The following is a 14520-nucleotide window of genomic DNA, read 5'->3' on the forward strand; positions in this document are numbered from 1 at the left end:
GCGGCAGGGAGGTGACTCAGCCGCGCAGACCGTCCAGTCGTCGCGCGGCCGGAGTGAGGGATCGTCCCCGACTCACAAGTCCCGCCCAGGGGTTGGTGTGGGCCTGGTCCACGGCGTCGGCGATGGTCCAGCGGCGGGCGTCGAGGTCCGGGTCGTCGAGTTGATCCCAGCTGATCGGCACGGCGACCGGGGCTCCGGGTTTCGCGCGGACGGCGTAGGGGGCGACGGCGGTCTGCGCGTAACCGTTGCGCTGTATGTCGAGGTAGAGGCGCTCCCCGCGGTCCTTCTTCCGCGCGGCGGTGGTGAGTCGGCCGGGGTGCGCATCGGCGAGGTGGTCGGCGACGTCCTTGGCGAAGGCGCGCACGGCGTCGAAGTCCTGCCGTCCGTCGAGGGGCACGACCAGGTGCAGACCGCGCGATCCTGTGGTCATCGGCGCGGACGGCAGCCGCAGTTCATCGAGCAACTCCCGCAGGAGCAGGGCGGCTTGGCGTACGGCGGGGAAGTCGTCCCCGGTCGGCGGGTCGAGGTCGAAGACCAGGCGGTCGGGCCGGTGTTCCTTGCCGGCCCGCGACAGCCAGCGGTGCGGGGTGACGCAGGCCTGGTCGGCGAGGTACACAAGGGTGGCGGTGTCGTCGCACACGAGGTGTGTGACCGTCCCGTCCTCCTTGGCGACCTCCACGCGTTCGATCCAGTCCGGGTAGTGCTCCGGAACGTTCTTCTGCATGAACCGGGGGCCGTCGATCCCGTCCGGGTGCCGCTCCAGCATCAGCGGGCGTCCCCGCAGGTGCGGCACAATGAAGGGCGCGACGGCGCGGTAGTACGCGACGAGGTCGCCCTTCGTGTACTCCTTGCCGTTCCCGTCGGCGGGGAACAGCACCTTGTCGGGCCGGTGGACGGTGAGGCTGCGGCGCCCCGCGCGTACGGTCCGGGTGTCGGCCATCAGGAACCGCCGGACCCCGCGTCCCAGCGCGGGCGGTCCTGGTTGTCGCTGCGCTTGCTGCCGGACTGGTGGATCTCGTGCGGCTTCAGCCGCTCACCACCGTCGCCGGTCTGCGGCACCTCGTCGGGCTCCCGGCGCTCCTGCACCTCACGGACGGCACCGGTCTCCGGCAGCTGGGGCTGCTCCTCGGGGAGCGGCGGCGCCGGCTCCCGCTCCCGTACCTTGATCCCCAGCCGGACGGCCCAGACCAGCAGCGCGACGATGACGAGACCACCGGCCACGGCCACCACCAAGCCCATCGCGGCACCGGACACGGCGAGCTCCATGTGTTCTTTCTCGGCGATCATCATGGGGGCCGAGTACCCCCGCGCGGGGGTACCAATCGGACCCCGCTCGGAGTGCCCGGCCCCCGGTGTCACAGCCGCGTCCCTATTGGGACCCTTCTGCAGCTGCCACCGTCCGCAGATACGAGCCGAGGCGGGCGATGGCCGACGGATTACGGGGGCTCTCGACGAGGTCGACGTAGTCCAGGACGAAGATCCGGTGGTGCTTGATCGCCGAGACGTTGCGCAGCGGGGCGTAGGAGAGGAGGAACTTCTTCTTCTGTTCGGCGCTCACGTCCCCGTAGTCGCAGATCACGATCACGTCGGGGTCGCGCTGCACGACGCTCTCCCAGCCGACCGTGGTCCAGGAGTCGTCGACGTCATGCATGACGTTGACGCCGCCGGCCTCGCTGATGATCTGGTCGGGGGCGGCGAAGCGGCCGGAGGTGAACGGCGAGTCCTGGCCGCTGTCGTAGAGGAAGACCTTGGGGCTCTTCGCCGGGGCCTTGGTGTGGACGGCGGCGATCTGCTTCTTGAAGTCGGCGATCAGTGCGGCCGCGCGCTGCTCGACGCCGAAGAGCTTTCCGAGGTTGGTGAGGTCGGTGTAGAGGGCGCTCAGGGGCGGCATGATGCCGCGCGAACTGTCCGTACGGCCGTTGCGGCAGGACTCGGTGAGGATGTACGACGGGATGCCGAGCTTCTTGAGGGCGTCGGGGGTGAAGCCGCCGTCGTCGCTGAAGCCGTAGTTCCAGCCGGCGAAGACCAGGTCGGCGCGGGCGTCGAGGACGTTCTCCTTGGTGAGCTGGTCCTTGGACAGCCACTTCACCTTCTGGTAGCCGTCCTTCCAGGGCACGTCGGTGAGGTCGCCCTTGTCGTCGGGCATGGCGAACCCGGCCATGCGGTTCTCCAGTCCGAGGGCGAACATCAGCTCGGTGATGCCGACGTCATTGGTGACGACCCGCTCGGGGACCTTGTCGTACGTCACCTTCCGGCCGCAGTTGGTGAGGGTGACGGCGGACGACTCGGCGGCCTTCGGTGAGGACTCGACCGTGGCGCCGCACCCTGCGGTGGCGGTCGCGGCGAGACAGAGTGCGGCGGCAAGCAGCTTGCGCATAGCGGGAGTTGTCCTTCAGACGGTGGGCGGGAGCAGGTCGAACAGGAGCTGGACGGCGCCGGTCTCCGGGTGCCGCACCGGATGCGCGCGGACCCCGAACACCTCGGCGAGCAGGGCGGGTCGGAGGACGTCGTGCGGTGGTCCCGAGGCGACGATCCGGCCGCCGGAGATCACGTACAGCAGGTCGCAGTGGGCGGCGGCGAGGTTCAGGTCGTGCAGGGCCGCGAGGACGGTCAGGCCGCTGCCGCGGACCAGGGACAGCACGTCCAACTGGTGGGCGATGTCGAGGTGGTTGGTGGGTTCGTCGAGGACCAGGACGCGGGGCCGCTGGGCGAGCGCGCGGGCGATCAGGACGCGCTGCCGCTCGCCGCCGGACAGGGCGAGGAAGCCCCGGCCGGCGAGATGGGTGACACCGGTGCGTTCCATCGCTCCGGCACAGATCTCCCGGTCCGAGGCGGCGGTGCGGTCCCGGTGGGGCAGCCGTCCCATGGCGACCACTTCGGCGACGGTGAAGTCGAACTCGGCCGACGACTCCTGCGGCAGCGCGGCCAACTGCCGTGCCGCGGCCCGCGGTTCCATGGCGTGTACGTCGTCGCCGTCCAGCCGCACTGCCCCGTCGGCCGGTCGCAGCGCCCGGTACACGCACCTCAACAGGGTTGATTTCCCACTCCCGTTGGGGCCGACGAGCCCGACGAAGGCTCCGCTGTCCACGCTGAGCCGGATGTCCTCGACGAGCCGCACCGCGCCCGCGTCGACCGACAGCCCTTCTATGTCGAGCCTCATCAACGCCCCCCGAACGCATAGCCGCCGCGCCGCATCAGCAGCAGGAAGGCGGGCACTCCGACGACCGCGGTGATCACGCCGACCGGCAGTTCGGCGGGCGCCAGGAGCAGCCGGGACAGTACGTCCGCCCACACCAGCAGCACCGCTCCGGCCGGCGGGGCGACCGCGAGGACCCGGCGATGATCGGCGCCGACGAGCATCCGCACGAGGTGCGGCACCATCAGCCCGACGAACCCGATGGCACCGCTCACGGCGACCACGGTCCCGGTGACGCCGGCCGTCACGAGGAACAACTCCCGCCGCAGACGGGCGGGTTGGACGCCGAGCGCGGCGGAGGTCTCGTCCCCCATCGCGAGGGCGTTGAGCGACTCCGCGCGCCGACGCAGCCACACCCAGCCGGCCACCACGGTGACGGCGGCCAGCGGAACCTGCGCCCAGGTCGCCCCGCCGAGGCTCCCCAGCAGCCACATCATGGCCGAGCGGGCCGCCTCGCCCCGGGCCGCGCCGAACACCATCACGGTGGTGACGGCCTCGAAGCCGTAGGCCAGCGCGGTGCCCGTCAGGATCAGCCGCAGCGGGGTGAGGCCGTGCGGCGAGCGGGCCACGGCGTAGACGAGGACCATGGCGGCGAGCGCCGAGACGAACGCGGACGCCGACAGCGCCCACACCCCCAGTCCGGCGAAGGCGCCCAGCAGGATGACGGCGTTGGCGCCGACGGCCGCGCCCGAGGAGATGCCGAGTACGAAGGGATCGGCGAGCGCGTTGCGGACCATGGCCTGCACGGCGACGCCGACCGCCGAGAGCCCGGCGCCGACGACGGCCGCGAGGACGACCCGGGGCAGCCGGATCTCCCAGACGATGGTGTAGGCGGCGGCGTCGGAGGCGTGGACGGTGCCGCCGGTGGCCCCGGCCCACAGGAACCGGAACATGTCCGCCGTGCCGATTCCGGCGGCGCCGAGACCGACACCGCACAAGAGGGAGACGCAGAGCAGGAGCAACAGCCCGCTCAGCAATAGAGGTTGGGGTATTCGGCGGGGGTCACGCCCCGGACTCCGGCCAGAGCCGGAGCCGACCTTCGAACGACGGAACACGAGCGGCGGTCCTTCACCTGGGGCCGCCTGATGAGCCTCGATCGAGGAGACAGCCCGGACGACCGTGCAGGCCGCTCGGTCCCCTCTCGCAGTCCACGGCGAGCAGTCAACGGGTCGCACCACCCACGGGCGATCGGACTCGCGCGACGACCGAGGTCGCCACGCACACCGTTGCGGGTCAGCGCCGGACTCTCACCGGACTTCCCCCGCGGGAGGCAAGGGGAGCCTAACAAACAGCACGGACCGGCCCGACAGCACCCGAACCACACCACGGCGAACTCGTCCGCCGCCTGGACTCCCAGATCCGCACCCCGAGTGGGACTTCACCCAGTCCCCCGGCGCGGTCGCCTACCTCGGCACCCTCGGCCCGAGCGGCGCACAGGCGGCGCGTAACACGTCCATCCGCTCCGCGTCGGTCGTGCCGACGGCCGCCGTGTACGTGACGATTCTCAGATCGGTGCCGGCGGCCATCACCACGTCGAGGTCGAGATCGAGGTCCCCGACCCGGGGGTGCTCGACGGTCTTGCGGTCGCCGACGTGTGGGCGGGCGGTGCCGTTGGACCACAGATGGGCGAAGCGTGGGCTGGAGTGGAGCATGCGGTCGACGAAGGCGGCGAGGCGCGCGTCCTGCGGGTGGGCGGCGGCCGTCACCCGCAGGTCGGCGACGAGGTCCTCCTCCTCGACCTCCTCGCCGGCCCAGGACCGGACCGGCCAGGCCCCGATCGGTCCGCGCCCCCGCCCATCGGCCGTCCGGAACATGCCGGCCACGAGGTTGCGCTCCTCCCAGCCGTACGCGCGGGGATCGCCGATCGTCTCCGACCACATGCCGTTCCAGCCGACGAGGGTCCAGTCGGCGGCGAACACCGCGGTGGGAGTCCCCGCCAACTGGCCGACCAGACGGTGCACTCGGGCGGGTACGTGCCGGGACACGTTGCCGGCCGGGGGCGGGGCGAGGTGGGCGCAGCGGAACAGGTGGTCGCGCTCGGCCGGTTCGAGGCGCAGCGCCCTGGCCAGCGCGGTGACCACCTGGGCCGAGGGGTTCCGGGCGCGCCCCTGCTCCAGCCGGACCACGTAGTCGACGGACAGACCGGCGAGCCGGGCGACCTCCTCCCGGCGCAACCCGGGGATGCGCCGGTCCCCGTCCACCTCCAGTCCACTGTCCTGAGGCGACACCCGTTCACGCCACCCCCGCAGAGCGATCCCGAAGTGGTTCGTCGTAGCCATGAACAACATTGTCGTTCAACTACCGCACGACAAAGGAAAGTTCGGCCTCCGCTCGGTGGAGTCTTTACTCGGCGGTCTACGACGCCGCGACGGCCGAGACCGCCTCACCGGCCGCGTCGGCAACCGTGTCGGCGCCCTCGTTCCAGCGGGCCCGAATGAACGCCCCGGCCGCATCGAGCGCGGCGGCCCCCTCGTCGAGCATCGCGGCGAACGCCTGGAAGACGTGCGGGACTTCGGGCCAGACCTGCAGCTCGACGTGGACGTCGTGCGCGGCGGCGCGCGCGGCCAGCCGTACCGCGTCGTCCAGGAGGATCTCGTACGAACCGACCTGGATGAACAGTGGTGCCACGCCGGTCAGGTCGGCGAAGACGGGGCTGGCGTGCGGGGTGGTGGGGTCCGTGTCGCGGAGGTAGTCGCGGGCACGGATGCGCAGGCCCTCCGGGGTCAGCGAGGCGTCGACCGCTGCCTTGCTGACGGCGCTGTCGCCGGACACGCTCAGGTCGGCCCACGGCGAGAAGACCGCGGCCGAGGCGGGCTGGGGCAGCCCCGCGTCCTTGACGGCGACCAGCGCCGCGGCGACGAGACCGCCACCCGCGGACTCACCGACGAAGGCGATGTCGGAGCTGGACATCCCGTCGTCGAGCAGGGCCCGGTACACGGCGAGGGCGTCGTCGACCGCCGCGGGGAACGGATGCTCGGGCGCCAGCCGGTAGTCGACACAGACGGCGCGTGCGCCGGTACGCCGGGAGACCTCGGCGGCGAGTCCCGCGGCGTCGGCCGCCGAGCCGATGGCGTACGCGCCACCGTGCAGATACAGCAGCACGGTCGCCGGGCCGTTCTCCGGTGTCTCGACGGTGACGACCGGCACGCCGCCCAGTTCGCCCTCCGAGGTCGAGACATCGGGCGGCAACGGGATGGACGTCATCATGTCGTGGAAGAGAGCGCGCTGTTGGGCGACGTCCCCGCCGAGGTCGAGCGGACCGTGCCGCAGCATCTCCTCGAGGGCCTGGCGCTGTTGCCGGGACATGGCTGTGCCTTTCGTGGTTCTGGTCGATGCGGTGGTGCGGGTCGAACGGCAGCCCCAGGTCAGCGCGGCGGTCCGACGACGATCTGGCCGTACATGTCGGCGGCCTCGGCCATGAGGTCCCGCGAGATCTCGAAACCCTCGGGGCGCGGGGTCGTGAGGTCACGTCCCGCGTGCCGGAACATGCCCTCGATGCCGCCCGGTGTGGCGATCATCAGCAGGTCGGCCGTGTCGGAGGTGATCCGGTAACCGTGCGGGACGTTGCGCGGCAGGAAGACGATGCCGCCCTCCGTCAGCTCCATCTCCTCGTCGTCGCACCACAGCAGCGCACTGCCCTTGATGAGCATGAAGACCTCGTCCTCACGGGTGTGCGTGTGGTACGGCGGTGCCTCACCCCTGGACACGGAGAACCGTCCCACGGTGAGCTGTCCGCCGGTCGCCGCCGCGTCCAGGAGGACGGCGAACTGGCCGCCGTCGAGCCATTCGAGTTTCTGCTGCTGTTCGGGCTGTGCGAGGTAGGCCATGGTCATGTGGCTGTCCGTTCTGCGCGTTCGGTGAACTCGGCGCCCGCGTAGGGGAGTTGGACGATGTCTCGACGAACGCGGCGCGATCACCTGGCTGTCTTCGGTCTCCGGGTGGGGCCGTGCGCTGCCCTTGCGATGATCCTCTTCGCTCCCCGTCTGCCGCCAGCGGTACGGGTAGGACCAGCAGTACCACTCCCCCGCCCGGACCCCCGGCGCACCACGCGTCCGGGCCGCCCTGCCCCTTGTGGCATTCTCTGCTGCCATGGATGTCTCGAATGATCACGAACTGCCGTCCGCGGACGAGGACATGGAGATCCGCGCGGTGTCCGCCGAGCGGCTCACGTTCTTCGGCGACGCGGTGGTCGCCATCGCCCTCACCCTGCTGGCTCTGGAGCTTCCGGTACCGGAGGGATCGACCAACTCCGAGATGTGGCACTCGGCCACGTCGCACCGCGAGAGCTACCTGGCGTTCATGATCAGCTTCGTGGTGATCGCCGCGCACTGGCGCGCGCACCACCGCGTGTTCCGCCATGTCACGGCGACGAACAGCCGGTTGACGTCCTACACCATGTACTGGCTGCTCACCCTGGTGATCACCCCGTTCGCGACCGACGTGATCGGTGGCCACGGAGCCTTCCAGTCCCGTTTCGTCTTCTACGCCGCCGTCCAGTGCGCGGCCTGCCTCCTGTTCATCCTGATGGTCCGCGAGATCCCCCGCGAAGGCCTCGCCCGCCCCGGCACCCCGCCCGAGATCTTCTCCCGCTCCATCCGCCGCATAGGCATGGTCGCCCTCGGCTTCCTGATCTCGATCCCGGTCTCCCTCGTCACCCACTGGGCGTACGTGTGCTGGATCGTGGTGCCGCTCGCCGACTCGGTGATCGACACCCGCAAGGGCCGTAGGGCACCGCAGGGTTCGGAGGACTGAGCCGACCGGAGTTTCGACACCCCCGGCCTTACCAGGGCACCACCCCGCCCTCGTCCTGAAAGGTCCCCGTCGGCCCGTCCGCGTCGAGGGTCGCCAGGCGTACGACGACCTCGGCGCTCTCCTCCGGCGCCCGTCCGATGCCGAACGCGGCGGTCAGGTCGGTCGCGGTGGTGCCGGGCTCGACCGCGTTGAACTTGATGCCTGGCTGGGACTTGGCGTACTGGACCGTCAGCATGGTCGCCGCGGCCTTGGAGGCGGAGTAGAGCGCCAACGGCAGGTTGAACTCCGGCCGTTCGGGGTTGGTCACCGCCCAGAACGACCCGGCGCTGCTGGAGACGGTGACCACCGTCGGGTTGGCCGACTTGCGCAGCAGGGGCAGCGCCGCCTCGGTGACCCGTACGACTCCGACCGCGTTGGTGTCGAAGGCCCGGAGGGCGGTGGGGCCGTCGAGGACGCCGTCCCCGAGGATGCCCGCGTTGTTCACCAGGACGTCGAGTCGCCCCTCGGCCGAGTCGATCGTCGCCAGTGCCTGGCTCACCGACGCGTCGTCGGTCACGTCGAGTTGCACGAACCGTGCCCCGAGTGCCGCCGCGGCCTTCTCGCCCCGTTCGGCGTCACGGGCGCCTATGTAGACGACATGGCCCAGCGCCAGGAGCTGCCTGGCGGTCTCGAAGCCGATGCCCTTGTTGGCTCCGGTGATCAGCGTGATGGTCATGATGTGTCCTCCAAGTCGGTTGGTCAGGCGGTCAGTTGCCGGGAGAGTTCACCGGCGTCGTGCAGCGCGGTCATGTGCACGAACCGCCCGTCGCGGACCTGATAGATGGCGTACTCGACGATCTCGAACGAGGCACCGGTGGGAGCGACGCCGAGCCACTCCTTCGCCGGAGTACCGGTGTTGACCAGCCGGGCGGCCAACCGGTCGCCGTCGAAGAGGAGTTCCTTCAGTTCCCAGTGGAGGTCGGGAACCGCTTCGACGTCGTGCTTCTGGACCGCGATGAGGTCGTCCCGCGTGGCCGGCTCACCGTTCAGGGTGGTCCGGTCGTCGATGAACTCGTCCATGCCGTCGAACTTGTGGGCGTTGAGCGACTCGAGGTAGCGCAGGTAGAACGCGCGCAGGTCGCGGTCGGACATGAGAGGTCCCTTCTGCGGGGCGGCCCCGCCGGACATGAGCAGCCCCGTCGACTTCCGCAACGATCGCTGCGGAAGTCGAACGTTAGCACTTCTGTAGCGATCGATGCGGAAGAGGTAGGCTGCGGGGGTGGAGACGAGGAAGAAGAACAGCAGCCCCATCGGCCGACCGCGAGGATTCGACGCCGACGAGGCGCTCGAGCGCGCCATGCTGGTGTTCTGGGAACACGGCTACGAGGGGGCCGGCACCGCGAGACTGACGAACGCGATGGGCATCTCCACGACGAGCATGTACGCGGCCTTCGGCAACAAGGAGGACCTGTTCCGCAAGGTCCTGGAGCGCTACACCGAAGGTCCGAGCGCGTACATGGCCCGCGCCCTGGAGGAACCCACCGCCCTCGGCGTCGCCACGGCGATCCTCGCCGGCACGGTCCGCACCACCACCCGACCCGCCCAGCCCCACGGCTGCCTGGGCGTCCAGGGCGCGCTGTCCACCAGCGACGCCGGCCAGGAAGTCCGCGACCTCCTCGTCGCCTGGCGCAACGACGGCTACTCCTGCGTCCGCGAACGGTTCCAACGCTCCTTGGACGAGGGCGACTTGCCGCCGGAGACCGACCCGGGGCTGCTGGCCCGCTACGTCACGACCTTCGGCTACGGCCTCGCCGTGCAGGCCGCGAGCGGTGTCGGCCGGGACGAACTCCAGGAACTGGCCGCCGCCGCCCTGCGCAACTGGCCCGTCGTCTGAGGCACGCCCACTGCGTGACCTTCGGCCACCGTCGCCCTCACACAGGCGCGATCCGCCCCCGGGTGGCCTCCAACAGCGCTCTCGCCGCGTCCAGACACCTCACCGGATCGGTCGGCGCCGCCTGCAGTCCGGGGAGCAGCATCAGCCACAGGTCGGTGACCGCTTCCTCGACGTTGCGGCGGTCGTTCAGCGCGTCGGAGACGGTGTGGGTGCCGAAGAAGCTGGAGACGAGGACGCGTGCGGCGCGCTCGGGGTCCGTGCCGGGGGCGAGTTCGCCCGCTGCCGCAGCGGCGGTCAGCATGCGCGCGGTCGCGTCGATCCACCCCACGAAGGGCCGGGGCAGGGACACGGGGATGGTCTTGCGTTCGCTCCAGAGCCTGTTGCCCGCGCGGACGATCACGTTGTCGCGGAATTCCCGGGCCACGGCGAGGCTCAGCCCCACCAGCCGGTCGAGTACGGGAGCGTCCCCGGATTCCCAATGCTCCACATAGCGCGGCCATTCGGCGAAATGGGCTTCCAGAACACCCCGGGCCAGCCCTTCCTTGCTGCCGAAATGGAAATAGATCGCCCCGCTGGTGTACCCGCTCGTACGCGCCACATCGCTGATGCTCGTACCGACGTACCCATGCTGTTCGAACAGCACGGCGGCCGTCGCCAGAACAGCCCGCCGAGTGGCTTCCGCACGTTCCTGCATTTTCTCGGTCGCCCCTGTCGTGCGTTCCGGATCGTCTTTTCCGGTGAATCTAGCCGACAGGCAACCGTTTCCCGCACGCATGCCGAAGAACCATAGCTTCTATTATTTTATGACTGCATCACGCCTTCCTGCACCGCCCGAAGCCGCCCCGCAATCAGACCTGAACCCGGACCTGGAACCCCTCACCCTGAGCTGGGACAGCTGCGTGTCGCGGACCCTCGTGCACCGGAACGCGGTCGCCGAAGTCCTGCTCACCGACGCCCGAAAACTGTCCGACGGCCATTTCCTCCTCGCCGCGCAGTGGCCGCGCCAGTACGCCGCGTCCCCCACATCCGATTCCGGCACCCTTCCCACCGAGCACCACGACCCCATGCTCGCCGCCGAGACCATCCGCCAAGTCGGCCTGTACCTCTGCCAGAAGTTCCTCGGCGCCCCGGGCACGAGCAGGCCCGTGATCAGAAACGTCGGCTTCCGGATCGACAACGGCGCGGAACCGGTGGTCGGTTACGGCGCCACCGACGTGTTGTGCCGGGCAGAGGTGTTCGACGTACGCCACGTGGACGACGTCCCCTATCCGGTCGCGCTGAGCGTGCGGCTTCAATTCTCCGCAGCCGGACGGGATTTCGGCTCGGCCGTCGGACGCGTCCGTGTCCTGTCCGACAAGGAGTACGAGCTGTTCCGCGGCCCGAACGCGGCCGCCGCTCCCGTCCCGGGCACCGTGCACGACCGGCCCTCGCCCGCCGAGGTGTCGGTCCCGTCCCCCGGCGACGTGATGCTGGTCCGCGACCCCTCCAGCGCCCTGTTGGTGGCACCCGCCGATCTGCGCCACCCCCGCTTCTTCGACCACCCCAGCGACCACGTTCCCGGCATGGTCCTCCTGGAGGCGGCCCGGCAGGCGGCCTGCCTGGCCGGGGCCTCCTCCGGCCGGCTGAACGGCTGCCACATGCACGCCCTTCGCTTCACCGAATGGAACTCCCCCGTCCACGTCGAGTGCGCGCCGGCCGACGACGGCTGGACCTTCCAGATCTCCCAGGACGGCGAACCGACCGCCACCGGCACCCTGTCGTTCGCGACGAACGCGTAATTCACCCGCACGGACGGGCCTGTTGCCCCGCGACGGACGCCCGTCCGCTCGATGGACGGGCGGGCGTCCACCACAAAGAGCACCGGATACCGAACAATCGCCGACGCGATTCCACATTTCGACGTACTGAAAACGGCATACGGCGAATACGGCATCCGCTACGAGGCGTCCCGCCCCCCGGCCGCATTCCGCCCCCCGCCGAACCGCAGCAGCGACCGCCGCAAGGCCTCCCTCCGCCGCACGACCGCCGCCGAACGCAGCCCATCGCTTTGCTCCGCCAACTCCCTTTCCAGCGCCCGCGTTTCGTCCACACGCCCCAGCGGCAGGAGTACGTCCGCCAGCCGCAGCCGGGTGAGTGCCGCGCCCCGGCGATCCTCCGGGGTACGGGCAGCGAGCGCGTACTCGAACGCGGGCACCGCCTCCTCGGCCCGGCGCAGCGCCATCAGGGCCTCACCCCGCTGGAATTCGAAGTCCGCGCGCGCATACGACTCGAACGGATGCCGCCCCGCCGCACTCCCGCCCACGCCCTCCTCGGCCATGGCGAGCGCACGCAACGACTCCCCGCGTTCACCGCGACTCGCGGCCGTCACCGCCAACTGGGCCTGGGCGAAGGCCCGTACGGCGCGCGGTGTGTTCCGCGCGGCCTCGACAGCGGCACGCGCCGTCTCGTCGGCGATCCGGAGATGTCCCAGGCCGTACGCCTGCGCGCTCAGGGTCCGCAGCGCTATCACGGTCAACTCGCGGTTCCCGGCGGTGGTCGCCAGCTCCCGTGCCGTCAGGTAGCAGTGCTGGGCCTCGCCGTTGCGCAGGTCGTCCGCGTACATACGGCCCAGTACCAGGGCGAGTTGGGATGCCTCGGCGTAGCGCTCCCGCCGCATCTCCCCTCGTGCGCCCCGCAGTTGTCCGGCCAGCGCCTCGGCGAGATAGGTACGGAGGGTGCCGCGCGCGAAGCCGCCGCCCTGTGCCTGGAGGATCCGGGTGAAGAACAGCGCCGCCGGGTTCCGCTTGTTCTGCACCTCGGTCACGCGGGTGGCGGTGACCCGGTCCGCAGGCCGGGTCCGAGCGGGCCGATAGGGAACCGAGCCGGATAACCCGTGCAGGAGTCCGACCAGGCCGTTCGCGCCCCCGGACGCCGACTTCCCACCAACAAACGGGACTTGCTCCGCGGCCCCCGCGAATCCCGCTTCCTCCGCCGTGATGACACGGCCGCACCGTCGACTCAGCGCCTCGCAGACGAGTGGCCGCACACGCGGCATGGGCTCACTGCCGGCCAGCCAATGGGCCACGGTGGTGCGGTCGTTGCGAAGTGTCAGTCCGGTCTCGGCGGCCACCGTGTTCACGGCTCGGGCGAGGCCGCCCTGGGTCCATTCCGTCTCCTCCAACAGCGCGCGCAGCCGGGCATTGGGAACACGTGTCCGCGCCATTCGCCACTCCCTCGACCGAGTCAGGCCGTCGGTTCACGCTCCCGCATGGGATTCACTCCCGGTGGGGCGCATCGCCGGGCGCACGGACGCACGGACGCATGGGCCGGACAGCGGGATAGGCCGATCGGCGGCTGCACGACGCGCCTCAGCCTGCAATAAAGATATCGATCATTATCCTTTTTGGAATTCCCGGCCTATAGCCGCCACCATTTCCCATTCCTTGAGGGGCCGTGACCACGGTGATTGATCCGTTCGACATGCGCAGCGCCGCCGTACCCACCCGCTCAGGCCGGCCGGAAGGCCAGCACCTCGTTGTGGCCGCCGAAGCCGAACGAGTTGCTGAGGGCCAGGGCCACTTTGCCGGTTCTGGCCGTACCGCTCACCAGGTCCAATTCAGCTTCACTGAGCGGACGTTGGAGGTTGGCCGTGGGTGGGGTGGTCGCGTGGAAGACGGTGAGGGCGGTGAGGGCGGCCTCGATCGCTCCGGCGGCGCCCATGGTGTGTCCGGTGACGCCCTTGGTGGCGGTGACGGAGGGGCGGCCGGTCAGCAGCCGTTCGATCACCGCGCCTTCGACCCGGTCGTTCATCGGGGTGCTGGTCCCGTGGGCGTTCACATGGTCGACGTCTGCGGGTGAGGCGTCCGCGTCCAACAGGGCCCGGCGCAGGGCGAGTTCGGCGCCGGCGCCCTGCGGGTGGGGTGCCGTCTGGTGGTGGGCGTCTGCGGACGCGCCGTGGCCCGCGAGCGTGGCGTAGCGGCGGACCCGGCGGGCGACGGCGTCGGGGGCGCGTTCGAGGACGAGGACGCCCGCGCCCTCGGCGAGGACGAAGCCGTCGCGGTCGGTGTCGAAGGGGCGGGAGGCCGCCGCCGGGTCCTCGGCGCGCCGGGAGAGGGCTCCCATACGGGCGAAGGCGGCGGCGCAGAGCCGGGTCACCATGGCGTCGGCGCCGCCGGCCAGCGCGAGGTCGCAGGCGTCCGCGCGGAGGAGGTCCACGGCGATGCCGATCGCGGTGGCGCCGGAGGCGCAGGCCGTGCCCGTGTGGAGGTTCGGGCCGCGTGCGCGCAGGTCGGCGGCTATGTCGCCGGCTGCCATGTTGGGCAGGAACATGGGCAGCGTGAGTGGGGAGACCAGGCCCGGCCCCCGTTCCCGCAGCCGGTCCTGCTGTTCCGCGAGGGTGGCGACTCCGCCCGCTGCCGAGCCGATGACCACGGCGACCCGGTCGCCGTCCCAACTCTCCGGCGCCAGACCGGCGTCCGCGACCGCTTCCCAGGCCGCCGCGAGGGCGAGGAACGTGTAGCGGTCGACGCGCCAGTGCTGCACTCCCGGCACCAGCGCGGCCGGGTCGAAGCCGGGGACCCGGCAGGAGAAGCCGACGGACAGTCCCTCCAGCTCCGGGTCGTCCGTGGCCGTGGAGCGACCGGAACAGACGCGCTCCCAGGTGTGTTCGCGCCCGATGCCCGCCGGGGTGACCAGGCCGATCCCCGTCACGACCACTTCC

Annotated in this window: 16 protein-coding genes; 3 read left to right on the forward strand and 13 right to left on the reverse strand. The window is 70.7% G+C overall.

Annotation, left to right across the window (positions count from 1 at the left end):
- Positions 1-16 precede the first annotated feature (16 nt).
- The 8 genes from ligD to OHT77_RS02935 all read right to left on the reverse strand — a co-directional run bounded on the left by ligD (position 17) and on the right by OHT77_RS02935 (position 7029).
- Entirely contained in the window at positions 17-940 is a 924-nt protein-coding gene (gene ligD / locus OHT77_RS02900) for a non-homologous end-joining DNA ligase (RefSeq protein WP_328826339.1), read from the reverse strand.
- Positions 940-1290 (reverse strand): DUF6479 family protein, encoded by a 351-nt coding sequence (locus tag OHT77_RS02905; RefSeq protein WP_328826340.1) that lies wholly within the window; start codon positions 1288-1290, stop codon positions 940-942. The genes ligD and OHT77_RS02905 overlap by 1 nt, the downstream gene beginning before the upstream one ends.
- Before the next feature lie 79 nt (positions 1291-1369).
- The gene (locus tag OHT77_RS02910) at positions 1370-2377 is read right to left on the reverse strand and encodes an ABC transporter substrate-binding protein (protein ID WP_328826341.1); all 1008 of its coding nucleotides are present in this window, start codon (positions 2375-2377) and stop codon (positions 1370-1372) included.
- A gap of 15 nt (positions 2378-2392) precedes the next feature.
- Entirely contained in the window at positions 2393-3160 is a 768-nt protein-coding gene (locus OHT77_RS02915) for an ABC transporter ATP-binding protein (RefSeq protein ID WP_328826342.1), read from the reverse strand.
- Positions 3160-4188: a FecCD family ABC transporter permease gene (locus OHT77_RS02920; RefSeq protein WP_328834130.1), complete on the reverse strand. Its 1029-nt coding sequence runs from the start codon at positions 4186-4188 to the stop codon at positions 3160-3162. Before OHT77_RS02920 ends, OHT77_RS02915 begins: the two co-directional genes overlap by 1 nt.
- 411 nt (positions 4189-4599) lie before the next feature.
- Positions 4600-5475: a helix-turn-helix transcriptional regulator gene (locus OHT77_RS02925; protein WP_328826344.1), complete on the reverse strand. Its 876-nt coding sequence runs from the start codon at positions 5473-5475 to the stop codon at positions 4600-4602.
- 76 nt (positions 5476-5551) lie between these two features.
- Positions 5552-6502, reverse strand: coding sequence for an alpha/beta hydrolase (locus tag OHT77_RS02930; protein WP_328826345.1), 951 nt, complete (start codon positions 6500-6502; stop codon positions 5552-5554).
- A 59-nt stretch (positions 6503-6561) separates the two neighbouring features.
- Positions 6562-7029 carry a cupin domain-containing protein gene (locus OHT77_RS02935; RefSeq protein ID WP_328826346.1) on the reverse strand — a complete coding sequence of 156 codons (468 nt, stop codon included), beginning with the start codon at positions 7027-7029 and terminating at the stop codon, positions 6562-6564.
- 256 nt (positions 7030-7285) lie between these two features.
- Here OHT77_RS02935 and OHT77_RS02940 point away from each other — a divergent pair, with 256 nt between their 5' ends.
- Entirely contained in the window at positions 7286-7948 is a 663-nt protein-coding gene (locus tag OHT77_RS02940) for a TMEM175 family protein (protein ID WP_328826347.1), read from the forward strand.
- A gap of 28 nt (positions 7949-7976) precedes the next feature.
- Here OHT77_RS02940 and OHT77_RS02945 read toward each other — a convergent pair whose 3' ends face one another.
- On the reverse strand, positions 7977-8663 hold the full coding sequence (locus OHT77_RS02945) for an SDR family NAD(P)-dependent oxidoreductase (protein WP_328826348.1): 687 nt from the start codon (positions 8661-8663) through the stop codon (positions 7977-7979).
- A gap of 23 nt (positions 8664-8686) precedes the next feature.
- Positions 8687-9079, reverse strand: a complete 393-nt coding sequence (locus OHT77_RS02950) for an ester cyclase (protein WP_328826349.1) — start codon at positions 9077-9079, stop codon at positions 8687-8689.
- 127 nt (positions 9080-9206) lie between these two features.
- On the opposite strand from OHT77_RS02950, the gene OHT77_RS02955 reads away from it, so the two are divergent.
- On the forward strand, positions 9207-9821 hold the full coding sequence (locus tag OHT77_RS02955; protein WP_328826350.1) for a TetR/AcrR family transcriptional regulator: 615 nt from the start codon (positions 9207-9209) through the stop codon (positions 9819-9821).
- A gap of 37 nt (positions 9822-9858) precedes the next feature.
- Here OHT77_RS02955 and OHT77_RS02960 read toward each other — a convergent pair whose 3' ends face one another.
- On the reverse strand, positions 9859-10515 hold the full coding sequence (locus OHT77_RS02960; RefSeq protein WP_328834131.1) for a ScbR family autoregulator-binding transcription factor: 657 nt from the start codon (positions 10513-10515) through the stop codon (positions 9859-9861).
- Between the two features lie 109 nt (positions 10516-10624).
- Here OHT77_RS02960 and OHT77_RS02965 point away from each other — a divergent pair, with 109 nt between their 5' ends.
- Positions 10625-11599 (forward strand): ScbA/BarX family gamma-butyrolactone biosynthesis protein, encoded by a 975-nt coding sequence (locus OHT77_RS02965; RefSeq protein ID WP_328826351.1) that lies wholly within the window; start codon positions 10625-10627, stop codon positions 11597-11599.
- Between the two features lie 158 nt (positions 11600-11757).
- Here OHT77_RS02965 and OHT77_RS02970 read toward each other — a convergent pair whose 3' ends face one another.
- Complete coding sequence (locus OHT77_RS02970; RefSeq protein WP_328826352.1) at positions 11758-13023, reverse strand: hypothetical protein; 1266 nt, start codon at positions 13021-13023, stop codon at positions 11758-11760.
- A gap of 284 nt (positions 13024-13307) precedes the next feature.
- Positions 13308-14510: a beta-ketoacyl-[acyl-carrier-protein] synthase family protein gene (locus OHT77_RS02975; protein ID WP_328826353.1), complete on the reverse strand. Its 1203-nt coding sequence runs from the start codon at positions 14508-14510 to the stop codon at positions 13308-13310.
- Positions 14511-14520 lie beyond the last annotated feature (10 nt).

This window comes from Streptomyces sp. NBC_00252, assembly GCF_036187565.1.
Lineage (GTDB): Bacteria > Actinomycetota > Actinomycetes > Streptomycetales > Streptomycetaceae > Streptomyces.

What these genes read in the sequence shown, in the direction of transcription:
- ligD (WP_328826339.1), bottom strand. Translation starts at nt 940, where the DNA reads ATGGCCGACACCCGGACCGTACGCGCGGGGCGCCGCAGCCTCACCGTC.
- OHT77_RS02905 (WP_328826340.1), bottom strand. Translation starts at nt 1,290, where the DNA reads ATGATGATCGCCGAGAAAGAACACATGGAGCTCGCCGTGTCCGGTGCC.
- OHT77_RS02910 (WP_328826341.1), bottom strand. Translation starts at nt 2,377, where the DNA reads ATGCGCAAGCTGCTTGCCGCCGCACTCTGTCTCGCCGCGACCGCCACC.
- OHT77_RS02915 (WP_328826342.1), bottom strand. Translation starts at nt 3,160, where the DNA reads ATGAGGCTCGACATAGAAGGGCTGTCGGTCGACGCGGGCGCGGTGCGG.
- OHT77_RS02925 (WP_328826344.1), bottom strand. Translation starts at nt 5,475, where the DNA reads ATGGCTACGACGAACCACTTCGGGATCGCTCTGCGGGGGTGGCGTGAA.
- OHT77_RS02930 (WP_328826345.1), bottom strand. Translation starts at nt 6,502, where the DNA reads ATGTCCCGGCAACAGCGCCAGGCCCTCGAGGAGATGCTGCGGCACGGT.
- OHT77_RS02935 (WP_328826346.1), bottom strand. Translation starts at nt 7,029, where the DNA reads ATGACCATGGCCTACCTCGCACAGCCCGAACAGCAGCAGAAACTCGAA.
- OHT77_RS02940 (WP_328826347.1), top strand. Translation starts at nt 7,286, where the DNA reads ATGGATGTCTCGAATGATCACGAACTGCCGTCCGCGGACGAGGACATG.
- OHT77_RS02945 (WP_328826348.1), bottom strand. Translation starts at nt 8,663, where the DNA reads ATGACCATCACGCTGATCACCGGAGCCAACAAGGGCATCGGCTTCGAG.
- OHT77_RS02950 (WP_328826349.1), bottom strand. Translation starts at nt 9,079, where the DNA reads ATGTCCGACCGCGACCTGCGCGCGTTCTACCTGCGCTACCTCGAGTCG.
- OHT77_RS02960 (WP_328834131.1), bottom strand. Translation starts at nt 10,515, where the DNA reads ATGCAGGAACGTGCGGAAGCCACTCGGCGGGCTGTTCTGGCGACGGCC.
- OHT77_RS02965 (WP_328826351.1), top strand. Translation starts at nt 10,625, where the DNA reads ATGACTGCATCACGCCTTCCTGCACCGCCCGAAGCCGCCCCGCAATCA.
- OHT77_RS02970 (WP_328826352.1), bottom strand. Translation starts at nt 13,023, where the DNA reads ATGGCGCGGACACGTGTTCCCAATGCCCGGCTGCGCGCGCTGTTGGAG.